The sequence below is a fragment of the Martelella sp. UBA3392 genome (genome assembly GCF_002358775.1).
Lineage (GTDB): Bacteria > Pseudomonadota > Alphaproteobacteria > Rhizobiales > Rhizobiaceae > Martelella > Martelella mediterranea.
On record NZ_DEPM01000292.1, the window covers coordinates 1 to 14379 of the forward strand.

General features: G+C 62.3%; 12 protein-coding genes. 10 read left to right on the forward strand and 2 right to left on the reverse strand.

Translation table 11 applies throughout. The annotated features are described in order from the left end of the window. The first annotated feature begins 151 nt into the window (after nucleotides 1-151). Genes otnK through B4E36_RS22810 form a run of 4 tightly spaced genes read left to right on the forward strand, consistent with a single transcriptional unit; the run spans nucleotide 152 to nucleotide 3266 of the window. Nucleotides 152-1414, forward strand: a complete 1263-nt coding sequence (gene otnK / locus B4E36_RS22795) for a 3-oxo-tetronate kinase (protein WP_292057319.1) — start codon at nucleotides 152-154, stop codon at nucleotides 1412-1414. Continuing rightward, complete coding sequence (locus B4E36_RS22800; RefSeq protein ID WP_345900850.1) at nucleotides 1411-2043, forward strand: aldolase; 633 nt, start codon at nucleotides 1411-1413, stop codon at nucleotides 2041-2043. Before otnK ends, B4E36_RS22800 begins: the two co-directional genes overlap by 4 nt. Nucleotides 2044-2046: 3 nt before the next feature. Further along, a complete protein-coding gene (locus B4E36_RS22805; RefSeq protein WP_292057315.1) occupies nucleotides 2047-2826 on the forward strand; it encodes a hydroxypyruvate isomerase family protein in 780 nt (259 codons plus the stop codon). A gap of 14 nt (nucleotides 2827-2840) precedes the next feature. Next, a complete protein-coding gene (locus tag B4E36_RS22810) occupies nucleotides 2841-3266 on the forward strand; it encodes a GlcG/HbpS family heme-binding protein (RefSeq protein ID WP_292057312.1) in 426 nt (141 codons plus the stop codon). A gap of 109 nt (nucleotides 3267-3375) precedes the next feature. On the opposite strand, the gene B4E36_RS22815 is transcribed toward B4E36_RS22810, so the two are convergent. Further along, nucleotides 3376-4296, reverse strand: coding sequence for a response regulator (locus B4E36_RS22815; protein ID WP_292057310.1), 921 nt, complete (start codon nucleotides 4294-4296; stop codon nucleotides 3376-3378). Further along, nucleotides 4289-7663 carry an ATP-binding protein gene (locus B4E36_RS22820; RefSeq protein ID WP_292057307.1) on the reverse strand — a complete coding sequence of 1125 codons (3375 nt, stop codon included), beginning with the start codon at nucleotides 7661-7663 and terminating at the stop codon, nucleotides 4289-4291. Before B4E36_RS22820 ends, B4E36_RS22815 begins: the two co-directional genes overlap by 8 nt. Before the next feature lie 336 nt (nucleotides 7664-7999). Here B4E36_RS22820 and urtA point away from each other — a divergent pair, with 336 nt between their 5' ends. From urtA to fmdA, 6 genes are all read left to right on the forward strand, one after another. Beyond that, nucleotides 8000-9262: an urea ABC transporter substrate-binding protein gene (gene urtA / locus B4E36_RS22825; protein ID WP_292057306.1), complete on the forward strand. Its 1263-nt coding sequence runs from the start codon at nucleotides 8000-8002 to the stop codon at nucleotides 9260-9262. Nucleotides 9263-9343: 81 nt separating this feature from the next. Next, complete coding sequence (gene urtB, locus B4E36_RS22830) at nucleotides 9344-10270, forward strand: urea ABC transporter permease subunit UrtB (RefSeq protein ID WP_292057304.1); 927 nt, start codon at nucleotides 9344-9346, stop codon at nucleotides 10268-10270. A gap of 11 nt (nucleotides 10271-10281) precedes the next feature. Next, nucleotides 10282-11415, forward strand: coding sequence for an urea ABC transporter permease subunit UrtC (urtC, locus tag B4E36_RS22835; RefSeq protein ID WP_292057303.1), 1134 nt, complete (start codon nucleotides 10282-10284; stop codon nucleotides 11413-11415). A gap of 11 nt (nucleotides 11416-11426) precedes the next feature. Beyond that, nucleotides 11427-12182 (forward strand): urea ABC transporter ATP-binding protein UrtD, encoded by a 756-nt coding sequence (urtD, locus tag B4E36_RS22840; protein ID WP_292057301.1) that lies wholly within the window; start codon nucleotides 11427-11429, stop codon nucleotides 12180-12182. A gap of 11 nt (nucleotides 12183-12193) precedes the next feature. Continuing rightward, nucleotides 12194-12883 carry an urea ABC transporter ATP-binding subunit UrtE gene (gene urtE / locus B4E36_RS22845; RefSeq protein ID WP_292057299.1) on the forward strand — a complete coding sequence of 230 codons (690 nt, stop codon included), beginning with the start codon at nucleotides 12194-12196 and terminating at the stop codon, nucleotides 12881-12883. A 38-nt stretch (nucleotides 12884-12921) separates the two neighbouring features. Then, nucleotides 12922-14151, forward strand: coding sequence for a formamidase (fmdA, locus tag B4E36_RS22850; RefSeq protein WP_292057297.1), 1230 nt, complete (start codon nucleotides 12922-12924; stop codon nucleotides 14149-14151). The last annotated feature ends 228 nt before the right edge of the window (nucleotides 14152-14379 follow it).

A 14379-nucleotide genomic window follows, 5' to 3' on the forward strand; every position in this document is an offset into this window, starting at 1 on the left:
GACATCGCGGCGATCATCGCCGGCTGGCCGCAGGGCTTCGACGCCCGCCGCGCCGAGGAACTCGGCTTCCGCGGCGAGACCTCGTTCGAGGACATCATCCGGGTCCATCTCGAGGATGAACGCGAAAGCCGGATAGCGGAGCACAACTGACATGCTGCTCGGTGCGATAGCAGATGATTTTACCGGCGCCAGCGATCTCGCGAACACGCTTGCCAAGGGCGGCATGGCCACTTTGCAGTTTTCCGGGCAACTCTCCGGCATCGCCCACGACCCGCCTGCCTGCGAGGCCGGCGTCGTTGCGCTCAAGACCCGATCCGCCCCGGTTTCAGAGGCGGTTTCGCAGTCTCTTGCGGCGGCGCGCTGGCTGCTCGACCAGGGCTGCGAACAGATCATCTTCAAATATTGCTCAACCTTCGATTCCACGCAGGACGGCAATATCGGGCCGGTGGCGGAAGCCCTGCTTGACCTGCTGCAGACCGATATCGCCGTCGTGTGCCCGGCATTTCCGGCGTCCGGCCGGCGGGTTTTCATGGGCCATCTCTTTGTCGCAGACCGCCTGCTTTCCGAAACCGGCATGCGGCATCACCCGCTGACGCCGATGACCGATCCGGATATCCGCCGCTGGCTTGGACATCAGACCACGGGCGCCGTCGGAAGCATTGCCCTCGACACGGTGCGCGCCGGAAACGCTTCGCTGGCTGCGGCATTCGCCGCCGAGAAAAAGGCCGGCCGGCGCCTTGTCGTGACCGACGCCAGCAGCGACGAAGACCTCGTCACGATTGGTCACGCCGTGGCCGATCACAGGCTTGTCACCGGCGCATCCGGCATCGCCCTCGGCCTTCCGCGGAATTTCAGGGCCAGGGGCAAGCTCGCCGACGCGGCGGAGACCTTGCCCCCGGTGACCGGCCCCGGCGTCGTGCTGTGCGGTTCCTGCTCGACCAATTCGCAGCAACAGGTGGCCCGCTATGCGGCGGCCAATCCGTCCCTGACCGTCGATCCCCGCGCGCTTTTGAGCGGCGAGACGACCCCGGAGGGCGTCGCCGCATGGGTTGCCGAGCAGGGCGACAACGCGCCGATCATCTTCTCCACCGCCGCGCCGGATGCGGTTGCCGAGGCGCAGCGGCAGTTCGGCCGGAAGGCGGTCGCCGGAAAGATCGAAAGCTTCTTCGCCGCGCTGGCCGTCTGCCTCGCCGACGCCGGCATCCGCCGCATCGTCGTCGGCGGCGGCGAGACATCGGGTTCGGTCGTGGAGGCGCTGGGCCTTGCCAGCATGCGCGTCGGCCGTGAAATCGATCCCGGCGTTCCGGTGCTCATCGGCGAAAGAAGCGGCCCGCTCGGCCTGGCGCTGAAGAGCGGAAATTTCGGCGGCCCTGACTTTTTCAGCAAGGCCTTGCAGGAGCTTGGACGACCATGAATGAGGAAAAGATACGCGCGGACATCGTCAAATGGGGCCGCTCGCTTTTCGAGCGGGGCCTGACGGCGGGTTCTTCCGGCAATATTTCCGCGCGCATCGATGGCGGCTATATCGCGACGCCTACGAATTCATGCCTCGGCTTTCTCGAGCCCGACCGCCTTTCGAAACTCGATCCCGATGGGAACCATATTTCCGGCGACAAGCCGACCAAGGAACTGCCGCTGCATTTCGCCTTCTACGAAGGCCGTTCATGCGCCGCCGTCGTTCATCTGCACTCCTCCTATGCCACCGCGCTCGCCTGTCTTTCGGACACCGACCCGGCCGACGCCATCCCGCCGATCACGCCTTACGTGGTGATGCGGGTGGGCACCGTGCCCGTCGTGCCCTACACGCGGCCGGGGTCGGCGGACGTCAAGGCGCGGATTGCCGCAATCGTCGCCGATCACAGCGCGGCCCTTCTCGAAAACCACGGACCGATCGTCTGCGGAGCAAGCCTCGACGCAGCGGTCTTCGCCATCGAGGAGCTGGAAGAGGCGGCAAAGCTTGCGATCATCACCCACGGCATGCCGGTCAGGCAGCTGACGCCTTCGATGATCGCTGATCTCAACGCGACATTCAGGCTGCGGTGAGCCATGGCCAGATTTTCCGCCAATCTCGGCTTTCTCTGGCCCGACCGCCCGCTGCTGGACCGCATCGATGCCGCCGCCGCCGCGGGTTTTCGCGCGATCGAACTGCACTGGCCCTATGATTTCCCGCCGCAGGACGTGCGTGCGCGTTGCGAGGCGCTTGGCCTCACGCTGCTGGGCATCAACACGTCGCCCGGCGATACCGGCAAGGGCGAGTTTGGACGGGCGGCGCTCGCCGGTTGCCGGCAGGCCTTCGAAGCCGATTTCGAACAGGCGCTCGAGTGGGCGAGACTTGCCGGGGCATCCGCGATCCATGTCATGGCCGGCGTCGTCGAGCCGGCGCGGAAGGACGAGGCGCAAGCGGTGTTAGTCGAGAACCTCAAGCAGGCCGCCGCCCGCGCGCCGGACATGACGCTGCTGCTGGAAGGCATCAACCAGAGAGACAAGCCGGGCTATTTCTATTCCACGATCGAGAAGAAGGCGGACATCATCCGGCAAATCGGCGCCTCGAATGTGAAGATCATGTTCGATGCCTATCATGTCGGCATCGCAGAGGGCGACATCTTCACGCGGCTGAAAAACCATCTGCCGCTCATCGCGCATGTTCAGATCGCGGCGGTCCCGAGCCGCGCCGAACCCGATGAGGGCGAGATTCATTACGGCAATCTCATCAGCGAACTCGATCACCTCGGCTACCGCGGCTGGATCGGTTGCGAATACAGACCGCGCGCCGGAACGGACGAGGGCCTGCACTGGGTGCAAGACCTCGGAGTCCGGCTTTATTGACTGGAGGAAAACAAATGCTCGCAACGAAAACCGCACTCACGCTCGAGGCCGCCAGGACCATAGCCGCAGCCTGCGACAAGGAAGCCCGCAGCCGGGGCCTGAAGCTGGTGATCGCGATCGTCGATGATGGCGGTCACCTTGTGCTGTTGCATCGAGACGACAACGCCCAGGTCGGCAGCGTCGAGATCGCAACGCTGAAGGCGCGTACCGCCGTGCTCTTCAGGCGCGACACGCTCGATTTCCAGAAGGTCGTCGAGGGCGAAGGTCGTTTTGCATTGCTCTGCATACCCAACGGGGTGCCGCTTGACGGCGGCGTGCTGCTGCGCTCCGGTTCCGAGATCATCGGCGCTATCGGCGTTTCGGGCGCAAGCGACGAGGAGGACGGCGACATCGGCCGCATCGGCGCGACCGCTCTGGCAACGGCATGCGCCATCGATTGATCTTGTCTTTCTCTGATGCTCTGGAGCGCGTTTCGATCTGATTGGATCAGATCTGCGCTCTATGCATTTGTTTGAGATCTTGTCGATCTTCGCTCCGGTCGGATTAACTCTAGCTATCGCGCCACAGCACCCTGACAGCCATGGTCGCCGCTGATGTTCGCTTGTCGACCATGAGCTTGTTGAAGATCTGCTCCAGATGCTTGTTGACGGTGCGCGGCGACATGACGAGGATGTCGGCGATCTCCTTGTTGGTCTTGCCGTGGGCGATCCAGAGCAGCACCTCTGCTTCCCTAAGCGTCACGCCGAAGGCCTTGGCGAGTTGCTCCTCGTCAGTGCCGCGCTGGCGGTCAACCAGCCGCAGCAGGACCTCCTCGTTGTCGTCGTCGGAGAGCAGGCGGAACTCCATGTCGTGGCCGTTGCGGGAAAACCGCGTGCTCTCGTTGCCGGCGGCATTCTGCCCCTCGGTTTCCGACAACCACGCGACGATCTCCCAGGGCAGGTATGCATTCTGGTCGGCGCGCATGCCGGCGCGCTGCATCAGCTCCGCGGCCTGAGGCGTGGACCAGAAGATCTTGCCGTTGCGGTCGCAGGCAACGATCCAGCGCCCGGTGGAATCGAGCGCCTTGCGGGCGGAGCGGGCGCGCCTGGCATTGCCGAGATGCACCCGCATCCGGGCAAACAGCTGGTCGAGCATGATCGGCTTGCTGATGAAATCGACCCCGCCCGCCGTCAGCGCCCTCACCACATGTTCACTCTCGTTGAAGCCGGTCATGAAAATCACCGGCGTATCCTCGAAGCCCTGCTCCGCCTTCAGGATCTGGCAGGTCTCGAAACCGTCCAGCCCCGGCATGATCGCGTCCATCAGCACGATGTCCGGGGCGGTGCTGTTGGCCAGCGATATCGCCTGCCGGCCGCTGTTGCAGGTCAGGACATCCATCCCCTCAAGCTTCAGAGCATCCGAGAGCATGAACAGGGCATCGGCGGAATCATCGACCACCAGAACCCGGCTTGTTTCCGTTTTCTCAGGCATGGTTCACCCCATCAAGGACAGACAAAAAATCGTGCAGCCTGTGATTGTCGAGCAGTTGGCGCATATGGCCGCAGAAGGTTGCCGTTGCAGGCGTGGAAATCTCGATCTCGCTCAGCATCGCCTCGATCGAGCGGATGAACCCCATCCGGGCGAGTGTGTGGAGCTGCTTGAGCTTGCTCGCCTCCGGCAGTTCCTCGGGCGAAAACGCCGTCCGCACCTCGAGCAGGTCCGCCCTGTGGTCATCATCCGTCCAGGTCAGCGGGATGAGCGTGGAGAAGTGCTCGAACAGTTCCTCGAAGCTGAATGGCTTGACCAGATAGGCGTCACACAGGCCGGAATATTCCGGGCGCGTGCGCTCGTTGCCGGCATCGGCGGAGACCATCAGGATCGGCAGGTCACGGTCGAAACGCTTGCGCACCTGGCGCGCCACCTCCCAGCCCGTCATGGTCGGCATGGCGACATCGAGGATGACGAGGTCGGGGGCGTAAAGCGCCAGCGCCGAAAGGCAGGCGGGACCATCGGAAACGGTGATCACACTAAACCCGAGTGGCCGCAGCACGTCCTCCAGCAGCGCGCGTTGGGCCGGGTCGTCGTCAGCAACCAGAATGGTGCGCCGCGGCCCCTCATAACCGCTGATCGCGGAGATTGACGAGGAGTTTTCGACCGGTTCCTTGGCAGACGACAGCATCAGCCGGATCGCCACATAGGTGCCCTTGCCGACGGTCGAGCGCACCACCAGCTCCCCGCCCATGATGTCGACGAGAAGCTTGGTGATCGTGAGCCCCAGCCCCGTGCCCGGCGGGCGCGAGGAATTGGCCGGCTGCTCGGCGCGCTCGAACGGCAGGAACACGCGCTCGATATCGGTTTCGGAGATGCCGATCCCGGTGTCCTCGATCTCGAAGGTCGCCACCTGGCCGCGATAGGACAGCGTGAGGCGCACCTCTCCATGATCGGTGAATTTGATGGCGTTCGACAGGAGGTTGATCAGCACCTGCCTCAGCCGTTTGTCGTCGGTGAAAACGTAATCCGGCACGTTGGAGGTGGCGTGGAACTCGAAGCCGATGCCCTTGGCCTGCGCCTGCAGCGAGAACATGTCGACGATCTGGTCGAGGAAGGGACGGAGCGCGATCTTGTGGCGGAATATCTCGAGCCTTCCGGCCTCGATCTTCGAAATGTCGAGCAGGCCCTCGATCATGTCGGCCAGATGCTCGCCGCTCCTCTTGATGGTGCGCGCGGCATTGTGGATGTAGACCGGCAGACCTTTCTGCCGTTCCAGCAGTTGCGCATAGCCGAGGATCGCCGACAGCGGGGTGCGCAGTTCGTGGCTGAGGCCGACGACATATTTGCTTTTCGCCTGATTGGCGGATTCGGCCTGTTCCTTGGCCTTCTGCAAGAGTTTGCCGGTCTCGTCATGGGCGATGATCTCGTCCATCAGCATGCGCGTGTGCTTGCGGGATTCGTCCTCGGCGAAATTGCGGCTCTCCTGCGCCAGCACGAACAGCCAGACGATGATGCCGGAGATGATGAACAGGATGACGAACAGCTTCCACATCACCGCCGCGATATGCTGGGCGGGCAGGGCCGGATCGAAGGTCGACTGGAAATAGATCAGCCAGAACACCGTTGCGATCAGCGCCGTGACGATGGTCTGGACCGCGATATAGCGCGCCAGACGACTTTCAACGAAGGTTGCGAGGCTCTGCGGCAGGAAGGCGGCGGCAAAGGAACGGACCTGATCCTTCAGCCGCGCATCGGTCTTGCAGGCATCGCCGCAGCGGGCATCGAGCGTGCAGCAGAGCGAGCAGATCGGGCCGGAATAGACGGGGCAGCGGGCCATGTCCTCGCTGTCGAAGTGGTGTTCGCACAGGCAGCACTGGATCATGGCGCCGCTCTGCCAGTCGGACGGCGGCTTGCGGGCGATGTAGTAGCGGCTGCGGGTCGCGAGGGCGATCGCCGGAGAGAGCAGGAAGGCGGAGATCAGCGCGACGTAGATGTAGACATGGGCAAGCGTTTCGCCGAAGAAGCCGAAATAGGCTGCGAGCCCGGCAAGGACGGCCATGCACATCGATCCGAAACCGACCGGGTTGATGTCGTAGAGATGGGCGCGCTTGAACTCGATGCCCTGGGGCGAAAGCCCGAGCGGCTTGTTGATCACCAGATCGGCAACGATCGCCGCCATCCAGGCGACGGCGACGATCGAATAGAGACCGAGCGTCTGTTCCAGCGCCTTGTAGACGCCGAACTCCATCAGCAGCAGGCCGAGCATGACGTTGAACACCAGCCAAACCACGCGGCCGGGATGGCTGTGGGTCAGGCGCGAGAAGAAGTTCGACCAGGCGATCGAGCCGGCATAGGAATTGGTGACATTGATCTTCATCTGGCAGATGACGACGAAGATGCCGGCGAGGCCGAGCGCCAGTTCCGGCGAGCCCAGCATTTCGCGAAACACGCTCAGATACATCTGCGTCGGGTCCGAAGCCTCGTGGAACAGCACGCCTTGCTGGAAGGCGAAGAAGGCGAGGAACGAGCCGCCGAGGATCTTGAGCCCGCCGATCACGATCCAGCCGGGCCCGGCCGCGAAAAGCGCTGCCCACCAGCGCAGAGGATTGTCCTTCGTGCGGCGCGGAAGGAAGCGCAGGAAGTCGACCTGCTCGCCGATCTGCGCCACCAGCGAGAACAGCACCGCGGAGGCCGCACCGAAATGGACGATATCCGGGCTGCCGTCCGAATTGCCCCACAGGCCGGAATAGCCGGTCCATTGCCGGACCGCGGCATGACTTTGGGTGGCGATGAAGATGAAGGGCGCCAGTTGCAGCACCACCCAGAACGGCTGGGTCCATGCCTGGAACCGGCTGATGAAGGTGACGCCGTGGGTCACGAGCGGAATGATGACCAGCGCGCTGAGGATATATCCGATCGATAACGGCAAGCCGGTGCAGAGCTGCAACGCGGTCGCGACGATTGCGGCCTCGATGGCGAAGAAGATGAAGGTGAAGGTCGCGTAGATCAGCGAGGTGACGGTCGAGCCGATATAGCCGAAGCCGGCACCGCGCGTCAGAAGGTCGATATCGACGCCGTATTTGGCGGCGTTATAGGCAATCGGCACGCCCATCAGGAAGATGATCACGCAGCTCACCACGATCGCGGTCACCGCGTTGGCAAACCCGTAATTCAGCGTGATCGCGCCGCCGATCGCCTCCAGCGCCAGAAACGAGATCGCACCGATCGCCGTATTGGCGATCCGCCAGCTCGAAAACCGCCTGACCTTGTAGGCGGTGAAGCGGAGCGCGTAGTCTTCCAGCGTCTGGTTGGCGACCCACTTGTTATAGGTCCGGCGATTGCGCGGTATGCGCTCGGCGGTGGTCAAGCTCCGGTATCCCCCGTCATCAGATCCCCTTCGTCGGCACGGCCCACGTCTTTGCGGAAGCAAGTTCCGTTCCACATGCTGCCCTGGCGGCAGGCTAAAAAAGTTTGCGGTATCGTTCCGGCTGTCCGGTCATTTGCCCCATCCCGAAGATTGCCGCCGCTTCAGGCCGATAATCGCATCCCCTGCTCATCTGACCTGACGCTACGGGCAAAACGCCCCAGGGCCAATACGTCAAACGCTCCATTGTTGTGCCGCATCATTCCTGGCGACACTTCCCCTCAGTTGGCGATGAGCCAGCGCGAGTACCGAAACCTAGAGACACGAAGAGGCTCTGCCATGAGGGATGAACTTCACAAACACACGCTATCGATAGCGCGACGGGCCCTGCTCGCCGGGCTTGCGGCGCTGCCGTTGATCGCCACTTCGGCGTTCCCGGTCGCGGCGCAGGAATACCCCACCGCCGAGGTCAACACGACCGGGCTTGCCGTCACCGACGATACCGTAACGGTCGGCATCCTCCACTCCGTCACCGGCACGATGGCGATCAGCGAGACCGGCTCCGTTCAGGCGGAGAAGCTTGCCATCGAACAGATCAACGCCATGGGCGGCGTTCTGGGCCGCCAGATCGAATACATCCAGGAAGACGGCGCGTCGGACTGGCCGACCTTTGCGGAAAAGGCCAAGAAGCTTCTGGTGCAGGACAAGGTCGCCGCCGTGTTCGGCTGCTGGACCTCGGCCTCCCGCAAGGCCGTGCTGCCGGTGTTCGAGCAGTATAACGGCATGCTCTACTACCCGACCTTCTACGAGGGTCTCGAGGAAAGCCCGAACGTAATCTATACCGGTCAGGAAGCGACCCAGCAGATCATCGCCGGCATCGACTGGGTCACGAAGGAAAAGGGCGCCAAGAGCTTCTACCTGCTCGGCTCCGACTATATCTGGCCGCGCACCTCCAACAAGATCGCCCGCAAGCACATCGAAAAGCTCGGCCTGGACGTCGTCGGCGAGGAATATTATCCGCTCGGCCACACCCAGTTCAACTCGGTCATCAACAAGATCAAGCTGAAGAAGCCTGATGTGATCTACGCGATCGTCGTCGGCGGTTCCAACGTTGCCTTCTACAAGCAACTCAAGGCTGCCGGCATCGACCTCACCGAGGAAGATCCGCTGCTGCTCACCATCTCGGTGACCGAAGACGAGATCCTCGGCATTGGCGGCGAGAACATCACCGGCGCCTACGCCACGATGAAATACTTCCAGAGCCTCGATAACGACAACAACGCAGAATTCGTCTCCGCCTTCAAGGAGATGTGGGGCGACGACATCGTCATCGGCGATGTGACCCAGGCTGCCTATCTCGGACCCTGGCTGTGGAAGGCCGCGGTTGAAAAGGCCGGCTCCTTCGACATCGACAAGATCAAGGAAGCCTCGCCCGGCATCGAGCTGACCTCCGCGCCGGAAGGCTATGTGAAGATCCATGACAATCATCACCTGTGGTCCAAGACCCGCGTCGGCCACGCCCTCCCGGACGGTCAGTATGAAGTGGTCTACGAGACCGAAGAGCTGATGGAACCGAACCCGTTCCCCGAAGGCTACCAATAAGCCTTGCCTGCGCTGCCCGGAAAATCGGGCAGCGCCCTTCCACCGACCTTGAGACCCAAGCTTCCAACCCGCGAGGCCACGATGATTGGCGACTATACGATTGGCGAATTTTCTTCCATCCTGGCCATGCAGGGATTTGCGGGCCTCAGCCTGTTCTCCGTTTTCGTGCTCATGGCGCTGGGCCTTGCCATCATCTTCGGCCAGATGGGCGTCATCAACATGGCCCATGGCGAGTTCATGATCCTCGGCGCCTATGTCACCTATATGTGCTCGCAATTGGTGACGGCATATGCGCCGGCGCTGTTTCCGATCTACTTCTTCATCGCGATGATCCTTGCCTTCATGGCCACCTTTGCACTTGGCGTTCTGGTGGAATGGGCAATGATCCGCCATCTCTACCGGCGGCCGCTCGATACGCTGCTCGCCACTTGGGGCCTGTCGCTGATCCTGCAGCAGATCTACCGCTCCGTTTTCGGCGCGCGCGAAGTCGGCGTCACGCTTCCCGACTGGATGATGGGTTCGCTGGCGCTGACCGACATCATCGAGATCCCGATCAACGGTCTGTTCGTCATGGTGCTGACCTTCATCGTCGCCTTCGTCGTCTATTTCATCATGTTCCGCTCGTCCTGGGGCAAGCAGGTGCGCGCCGTTCTGCAGAACCGCGTCATGGCCGGCGCCGTCGGCATCAACACCAAGCGCGCCGACCGCATGACCTTCGGTCTCGGCTGCGGCATTGCCGGCATTGCGGGCGCGGCCTTCACCATGATCGGCTCGACCGGTCCCACCGCCGGACAGCTCTATATCGTCGATACCTTCCTCGTGGTCGTGTTCGGCGGCGCGGGCAGCCTGATCGGCACCATCGCTTCCGCCTTCACCATCAGCCAGGCCCAGTCGACGCTCGAATTCTTCCTGTCGGGATCGATGGCCAAGGTCCTCACCCTGCTCACCGTGGTCTGCATCCTGATGATCCGTCCGCAGGGCCTGTTCACCCTCAATATCCGCCGCTGAGGAGTAAAGTCATGAAATTCGTCAGTGTCCTGTTTTCCAAGCGCGAGTGGCTGGCTCTCCTCATCCTTTCAGCCATCATACTGGTGGTGCTGCCGGCGCTGCTCGATACCTTCCGCCTCAACCTGATGGGCAAGTATCTGACCTATGCCTTCGTCGCGCTCGGCCTTGTGCTGTGCTGGGGCATGGGCGGCATTCTGAGCCTCGGCCAGGGCATCTTCTTCGGCCTTGGCGGCTACTGCATGGCGATGTTTCTGAAGCTCGAAGCCTCGACGCCGGAAGCAACCGCCATCCAGTCCACGCCCGGCATTCCGGATTTCATGGACTGGAACCAGATCACGCAATTGCCGTTCTGGTGGCAACCCTTCCACTCGCTCGCCTTCACCCTGGTCGCGATCGTCGCCGTGCCGATGATCTTCGCCTTCATCATCGGCGCCGCGATGTTCAAGCGGCGCGTCGGAGGGGTCTATTTCGCGATCATAACGCAGGCGATCGCGGCGATCCTGACGATCCTGATCATCGGCCAGCAGGGCTATACCGGCGGCGTCAACGGCATCACCGACCTTCGCACCCTGCTTGGCTGGGATATCCGCACCGACGATGCCAAGGTCGTGCTCTATTTCGTCAATGCATTCCTGCTTCTTGCCTGCCTGATCCTCGCCCAAGGCGTGCGCATCTCGAAATTCGGCAGGCTACTGGTCGCCATGCGCGACCGGGAGGACCGGGTGCGGTTCTCCGGCTATTCCGTCGCCAACTTCAAGATCTTCATCTTCTGCCTGTCCGCCGGGCTCGCGGCGATCGGCGGGGCGATGTTCACGCTTCAGGTCGGCTTCATGTCGCCGTCCTTCGTCGGCATCGTGCCCTCGATCGAAATGGTGATCTTCTGTGCCGTCGGCGGTCGTCTGTCGCTGTTCGGCGCGATCTACGGCGCGCTGATCGTCAACTATGCCAAGACCACGTTTTCCGAGAGCTTTCCCGAATTGTGGCTGTTTGCCATGGGCGGTCTGTTCATCGGCGTCGTCATGGCCTTCCCCAACGGTCTCGCCGGTCTCTTCCATGACCATGTGGAGCCCACGCTCGGCCGCGCCTTCGGAAGGTTCCGCTCCTCCCGTTCCGACGACACACCCGCCACCGAACCGGCCCAGTGAGGACGACGATCATGAACGCCCCTACAGCCCAGAAAGACTTCCTCCTGAGCGTCGAACGCCTCACCGTCTCCTTTGACGGGTTCAAGGCGGTCAACGACCTCTCCTTCTATGTCGATGAAAGCGAAATCCGCGTGATCATCGGTCCCAACGGCGCCGGCAAGACCACCGTGCTCGACCTGATCTGCGGCCGCACCAGGGCGACCGAAGGCAGCATCAACTTTGATGGCCACGAACTGACCGGCATGGCCGAGCACAGGATCGTCCACGCCGGCGTCGGCCGCAAGTTCCAGAACCCGTCGATCTACGAGGACCTGACGGTGTTCGAGAACCTGGAGCTTTCCTTCCCGCGCGGCCGCAACGTGTTCGGCGCGCTGTTCTTCCGTCGCGACGCTGAAGTGGTCGACCGAGTGGAGGATGTTGCCGAGATGATCTTCCTCAAGGATCACCTCGACACCGAGGCCGCGATCCTCAGCCACGGCCAGAAACAGTGGCTGGAGATCGGCATGCTGCTGATCCAGAGCCCGAAGCTCCTGATGCTCGACGAGCCCGTCGCCGGCATGAGCGTCGCCGAGCGCATCAAGACCGCCGAGCTTTTGAACACCATCATCCAGAACCAGTCGGTGATCGTGATCGAGCACGACATGAAGTTCGTCGAGGACATCGCCCACCGGGTGACGGTGATGCACCAGGGCAAGGTACTGTCGGAAGGCTCGATGGCGCATGTGAAGAACGACCCCAAGGTCATCGAAGTCTATCTCGGCCATTAGGAGACAAAGTCATGCTCGCAATCGAGAACCTGCATGTCGGCTACGGCCAGAGCGAAGTCATCCACGGCATGAATTTCGCGCTCCGGCCCGGCGAGATCGTCGCCATCATGGGCCGCAACGGCATGGGCAAGACCACGCTGATGAAATCGCTGATGGGGGTCGTTCCCTCGTCTTCGGGCGTCATCCGCATCGGCGAGAAGCCGGTGGAGAAGATGGAAAGCTATCAGCGGGTCGCCGCCGGCCTCGCCTACGTTCCGCAGGGGCGGATGATCTTCTCGTCGATGACGGTGAAGGAAAACATCGAGACCGGCTTGACCGTGACCGACGAACGCACCGTGCCAGACCATATTTACGAGCTGTTCCCGGTGCTGCTCGAAATGAAAAGCCGTCGCGGCGGCAACCTTTCCGGCGGCCAGCAGCAGCAGCTCGCCATTGCCCGCGCGCTCGCCTCAAAGCCCAAAGTTCTTCTCCTCGACGAGCCGACCGAGGGCATTCAGCCATCCATCATCAAGGAAATGGCCCGCACGCTCTGCCGCATCCGCGACGAGATGGGCCTTTCCATTCTCGTTTCCGAACAGGTGCTGAGCTTCGCCCTCGACATGGCCGACCGCGTGCTCGTCATCGAGAAGGGCGAGATCGTCCACGAAAGCCCGCGCGCGGGCATCGATGAAGCCCGCGTTGCCGGCTTCCTTTCCGTCTGACCCCAACCACTGCCCAAAACATCGAAGGAGTAGCGAATATGACCGATACGCTGATCAAGATCGATCTCAGCCAATCGCCCCACACCAACGAGCAGATCCACAATCGCTGGCATCCCGATATTCCGATGGCGTGCTGGGTCGAGCCTGGCGACGACTTCAAGGTCGAGACCTATGACTGGACCGGCGGCCAGATCAAGAACGACGACGATGCAGCCGACGTGCGCGATGTCGAACTGGAACAGGTCCACTATCTCTCCGGCCCGATCGGCGTGAAGGGCGCCGAGCCCGGCGATCTTCTGGTGGTCGATATTCTCGATATCGGCACCAAGGAAGACATGCTCTGGGGCTTCAACGGCTTCTTCTCCAAGCAGAATGGCGGCGGCTTCCTGACCGAGCACTTCCCCGAAGCGCAGAAATCGATCTGGGATTTCGAGGGCATGTTCACCAGGTCGCGCCACGTGCCGGGCGTGCGTTATGCCGGGCTTATCCATCCGGGCCTCATCGGCTGCCTTCCCGACCGCCCCATGCTCGACATGTGGAACTCGCGCGAAAAAGCGCTGAAGGATACCGACCCGAACCGGGTGCCGGCGCTCTGCGAACTGCCGAACACCAAGTCCGCCCATATGGGCAAGCTCAAGGGCGAGGAACGCGACAAGGCGGCGGCCGAAGGTGCCCGCACCGTGCCGCCGCGCGAACATGGCGGCAATTGCGACATCAAGGACCTGTCGCGCGGCTCGAAGATCTATTTCCCGGTCTATGTCGACGGCGCCGGCCTTTCCATGGGCGACCTGCACTTCAGCCAGGGCGATGGCGAAATCACCTTCTGCGGCGCCATCGAAATGGCCGGCTGGCTGCATATCAAGGTCAACCTGATCAAGGGCGGCATGGCCAAATACGGCATCAAGAACCCGATCTTCAAGCCGTCCCCGATCGTGCCGAAATATGACGACTACCTGATCTTCGAGGGCATCTCCGTCGATGAAAGCGGCAAGCAGCATTATCTCGATGTCAATGTCGCCTACCGCCAGGCCTGCCTCAACGCGATCGAATACATGACCAAGTTCGGCTTCACCCGCGCCCAGGCCTATGCGATTCTGGGAACCGCGCCGGTGCAGGGGCATATCTCCGGCGTCGTCGACATTCCGAACTCCTGCGCCACGCTCTGGCTGCCGCTCGATATCTTCGAGTTCGACATGTCGCCGGGCTCCGACGGACCGAAGAAATTCCTCGACGGCTCGATCGACGTGCCGCTCGCGCCGGATCTGTGATGAGGAGAACGGGGACGGCCGTCATGGCTGCCCCCGGTTGTTTTGCCTGCCTGTCATTCTCGCGGAAGACACTGACGGCTGAATATAGGCGTCGAAGCTTGCACCCAATACTCTCTCCCGCTTGCGGGAGAGATGCCCCGAAAGGGGCAGTGAGGGTGAAGCAGCATATCGAATTGCGAGGGCGTTCGTAGGGATGGACTCCCCCTCACTGTCGCTTTCGCGACATCT

Excerpts from the sequence above, each read along its gene's own strand:
- urtD (WP_292057301.1), top strand. The coding sequence starts at position 11,427 with ATGAACGCCCCTACAGCCCAGAAAGACTTCCTCCTGAGCGTCGAACGC.
- urtB (WP_292057304.1), top strand. The coding sequence starts at position 9,344 with ATGATTGGCGACTATACGATTGGCGAATTTTCTTCCATCCTGGCCATG.
- otnK (WP_292057319.1), top strand. The coding sequence starts at position 152 with ATGCTGCTCGGTGCGATAGCAGATGATTTTACCGGCGCCAGCGATCTC.
- B4E36_RS22815 (WP_292057310.1), bottom strand. The coding sequence starts at position 4,296 with ATGCCTGAGAAAACGGAAACAAGCCGGGTTCTGGTGGTCGATGATTCC.
- B4E36_RS22805 (WP_292057315.1), top strand. The coding sequence starts at position 2,047 with ATGGCCAGATTTTCCGCCAATCTCGGCTTTCTCTGGCCCGACCGCCCG.
- B4E36_RS22800 (WP_345900850.1), top strand. The coding sequence starts at position 1,411 with ATGAATGAGGAAAAGATACGCGCGGACATCGTCAAATGGGGCCGCTCG.
- fmdA (WP_292057297.1), top strand. The coding sequence starts at position 12,922 with ATGACCGATACGCTGATCAAGATCGATCTCAGCCAATCGCCCCACACC.
- urtC (WP_292057303.1), top strand. The coding sequence starts at position 10,282 with ATGAAATTCGTCAGTGTCCTGTTTTCCAAGCGCGAGTGGCTGGCTCTC.
- urtE (WP_292057299.1), top strand. The coding sequence starts at position 12,194 with ATGCTCGCAATCGAGAACCTGCATGTCGGCTACGGCCAGAGCGAAGTC.
- urtA (WP_292057306.1), top strand. The coding sequence starts at position 8,000 with ATGAGGGATGAACTTCACAAACACACGCTATCGATAGCGCGACGGGCC.
- B4E36_RS22810 (WP_292057312.1), top strand. The coding sequence starts at position 2,841 with ATGCTCGCAACGAAAACCGCACTCACGCTCGAGGCCGCCAGGACCATA.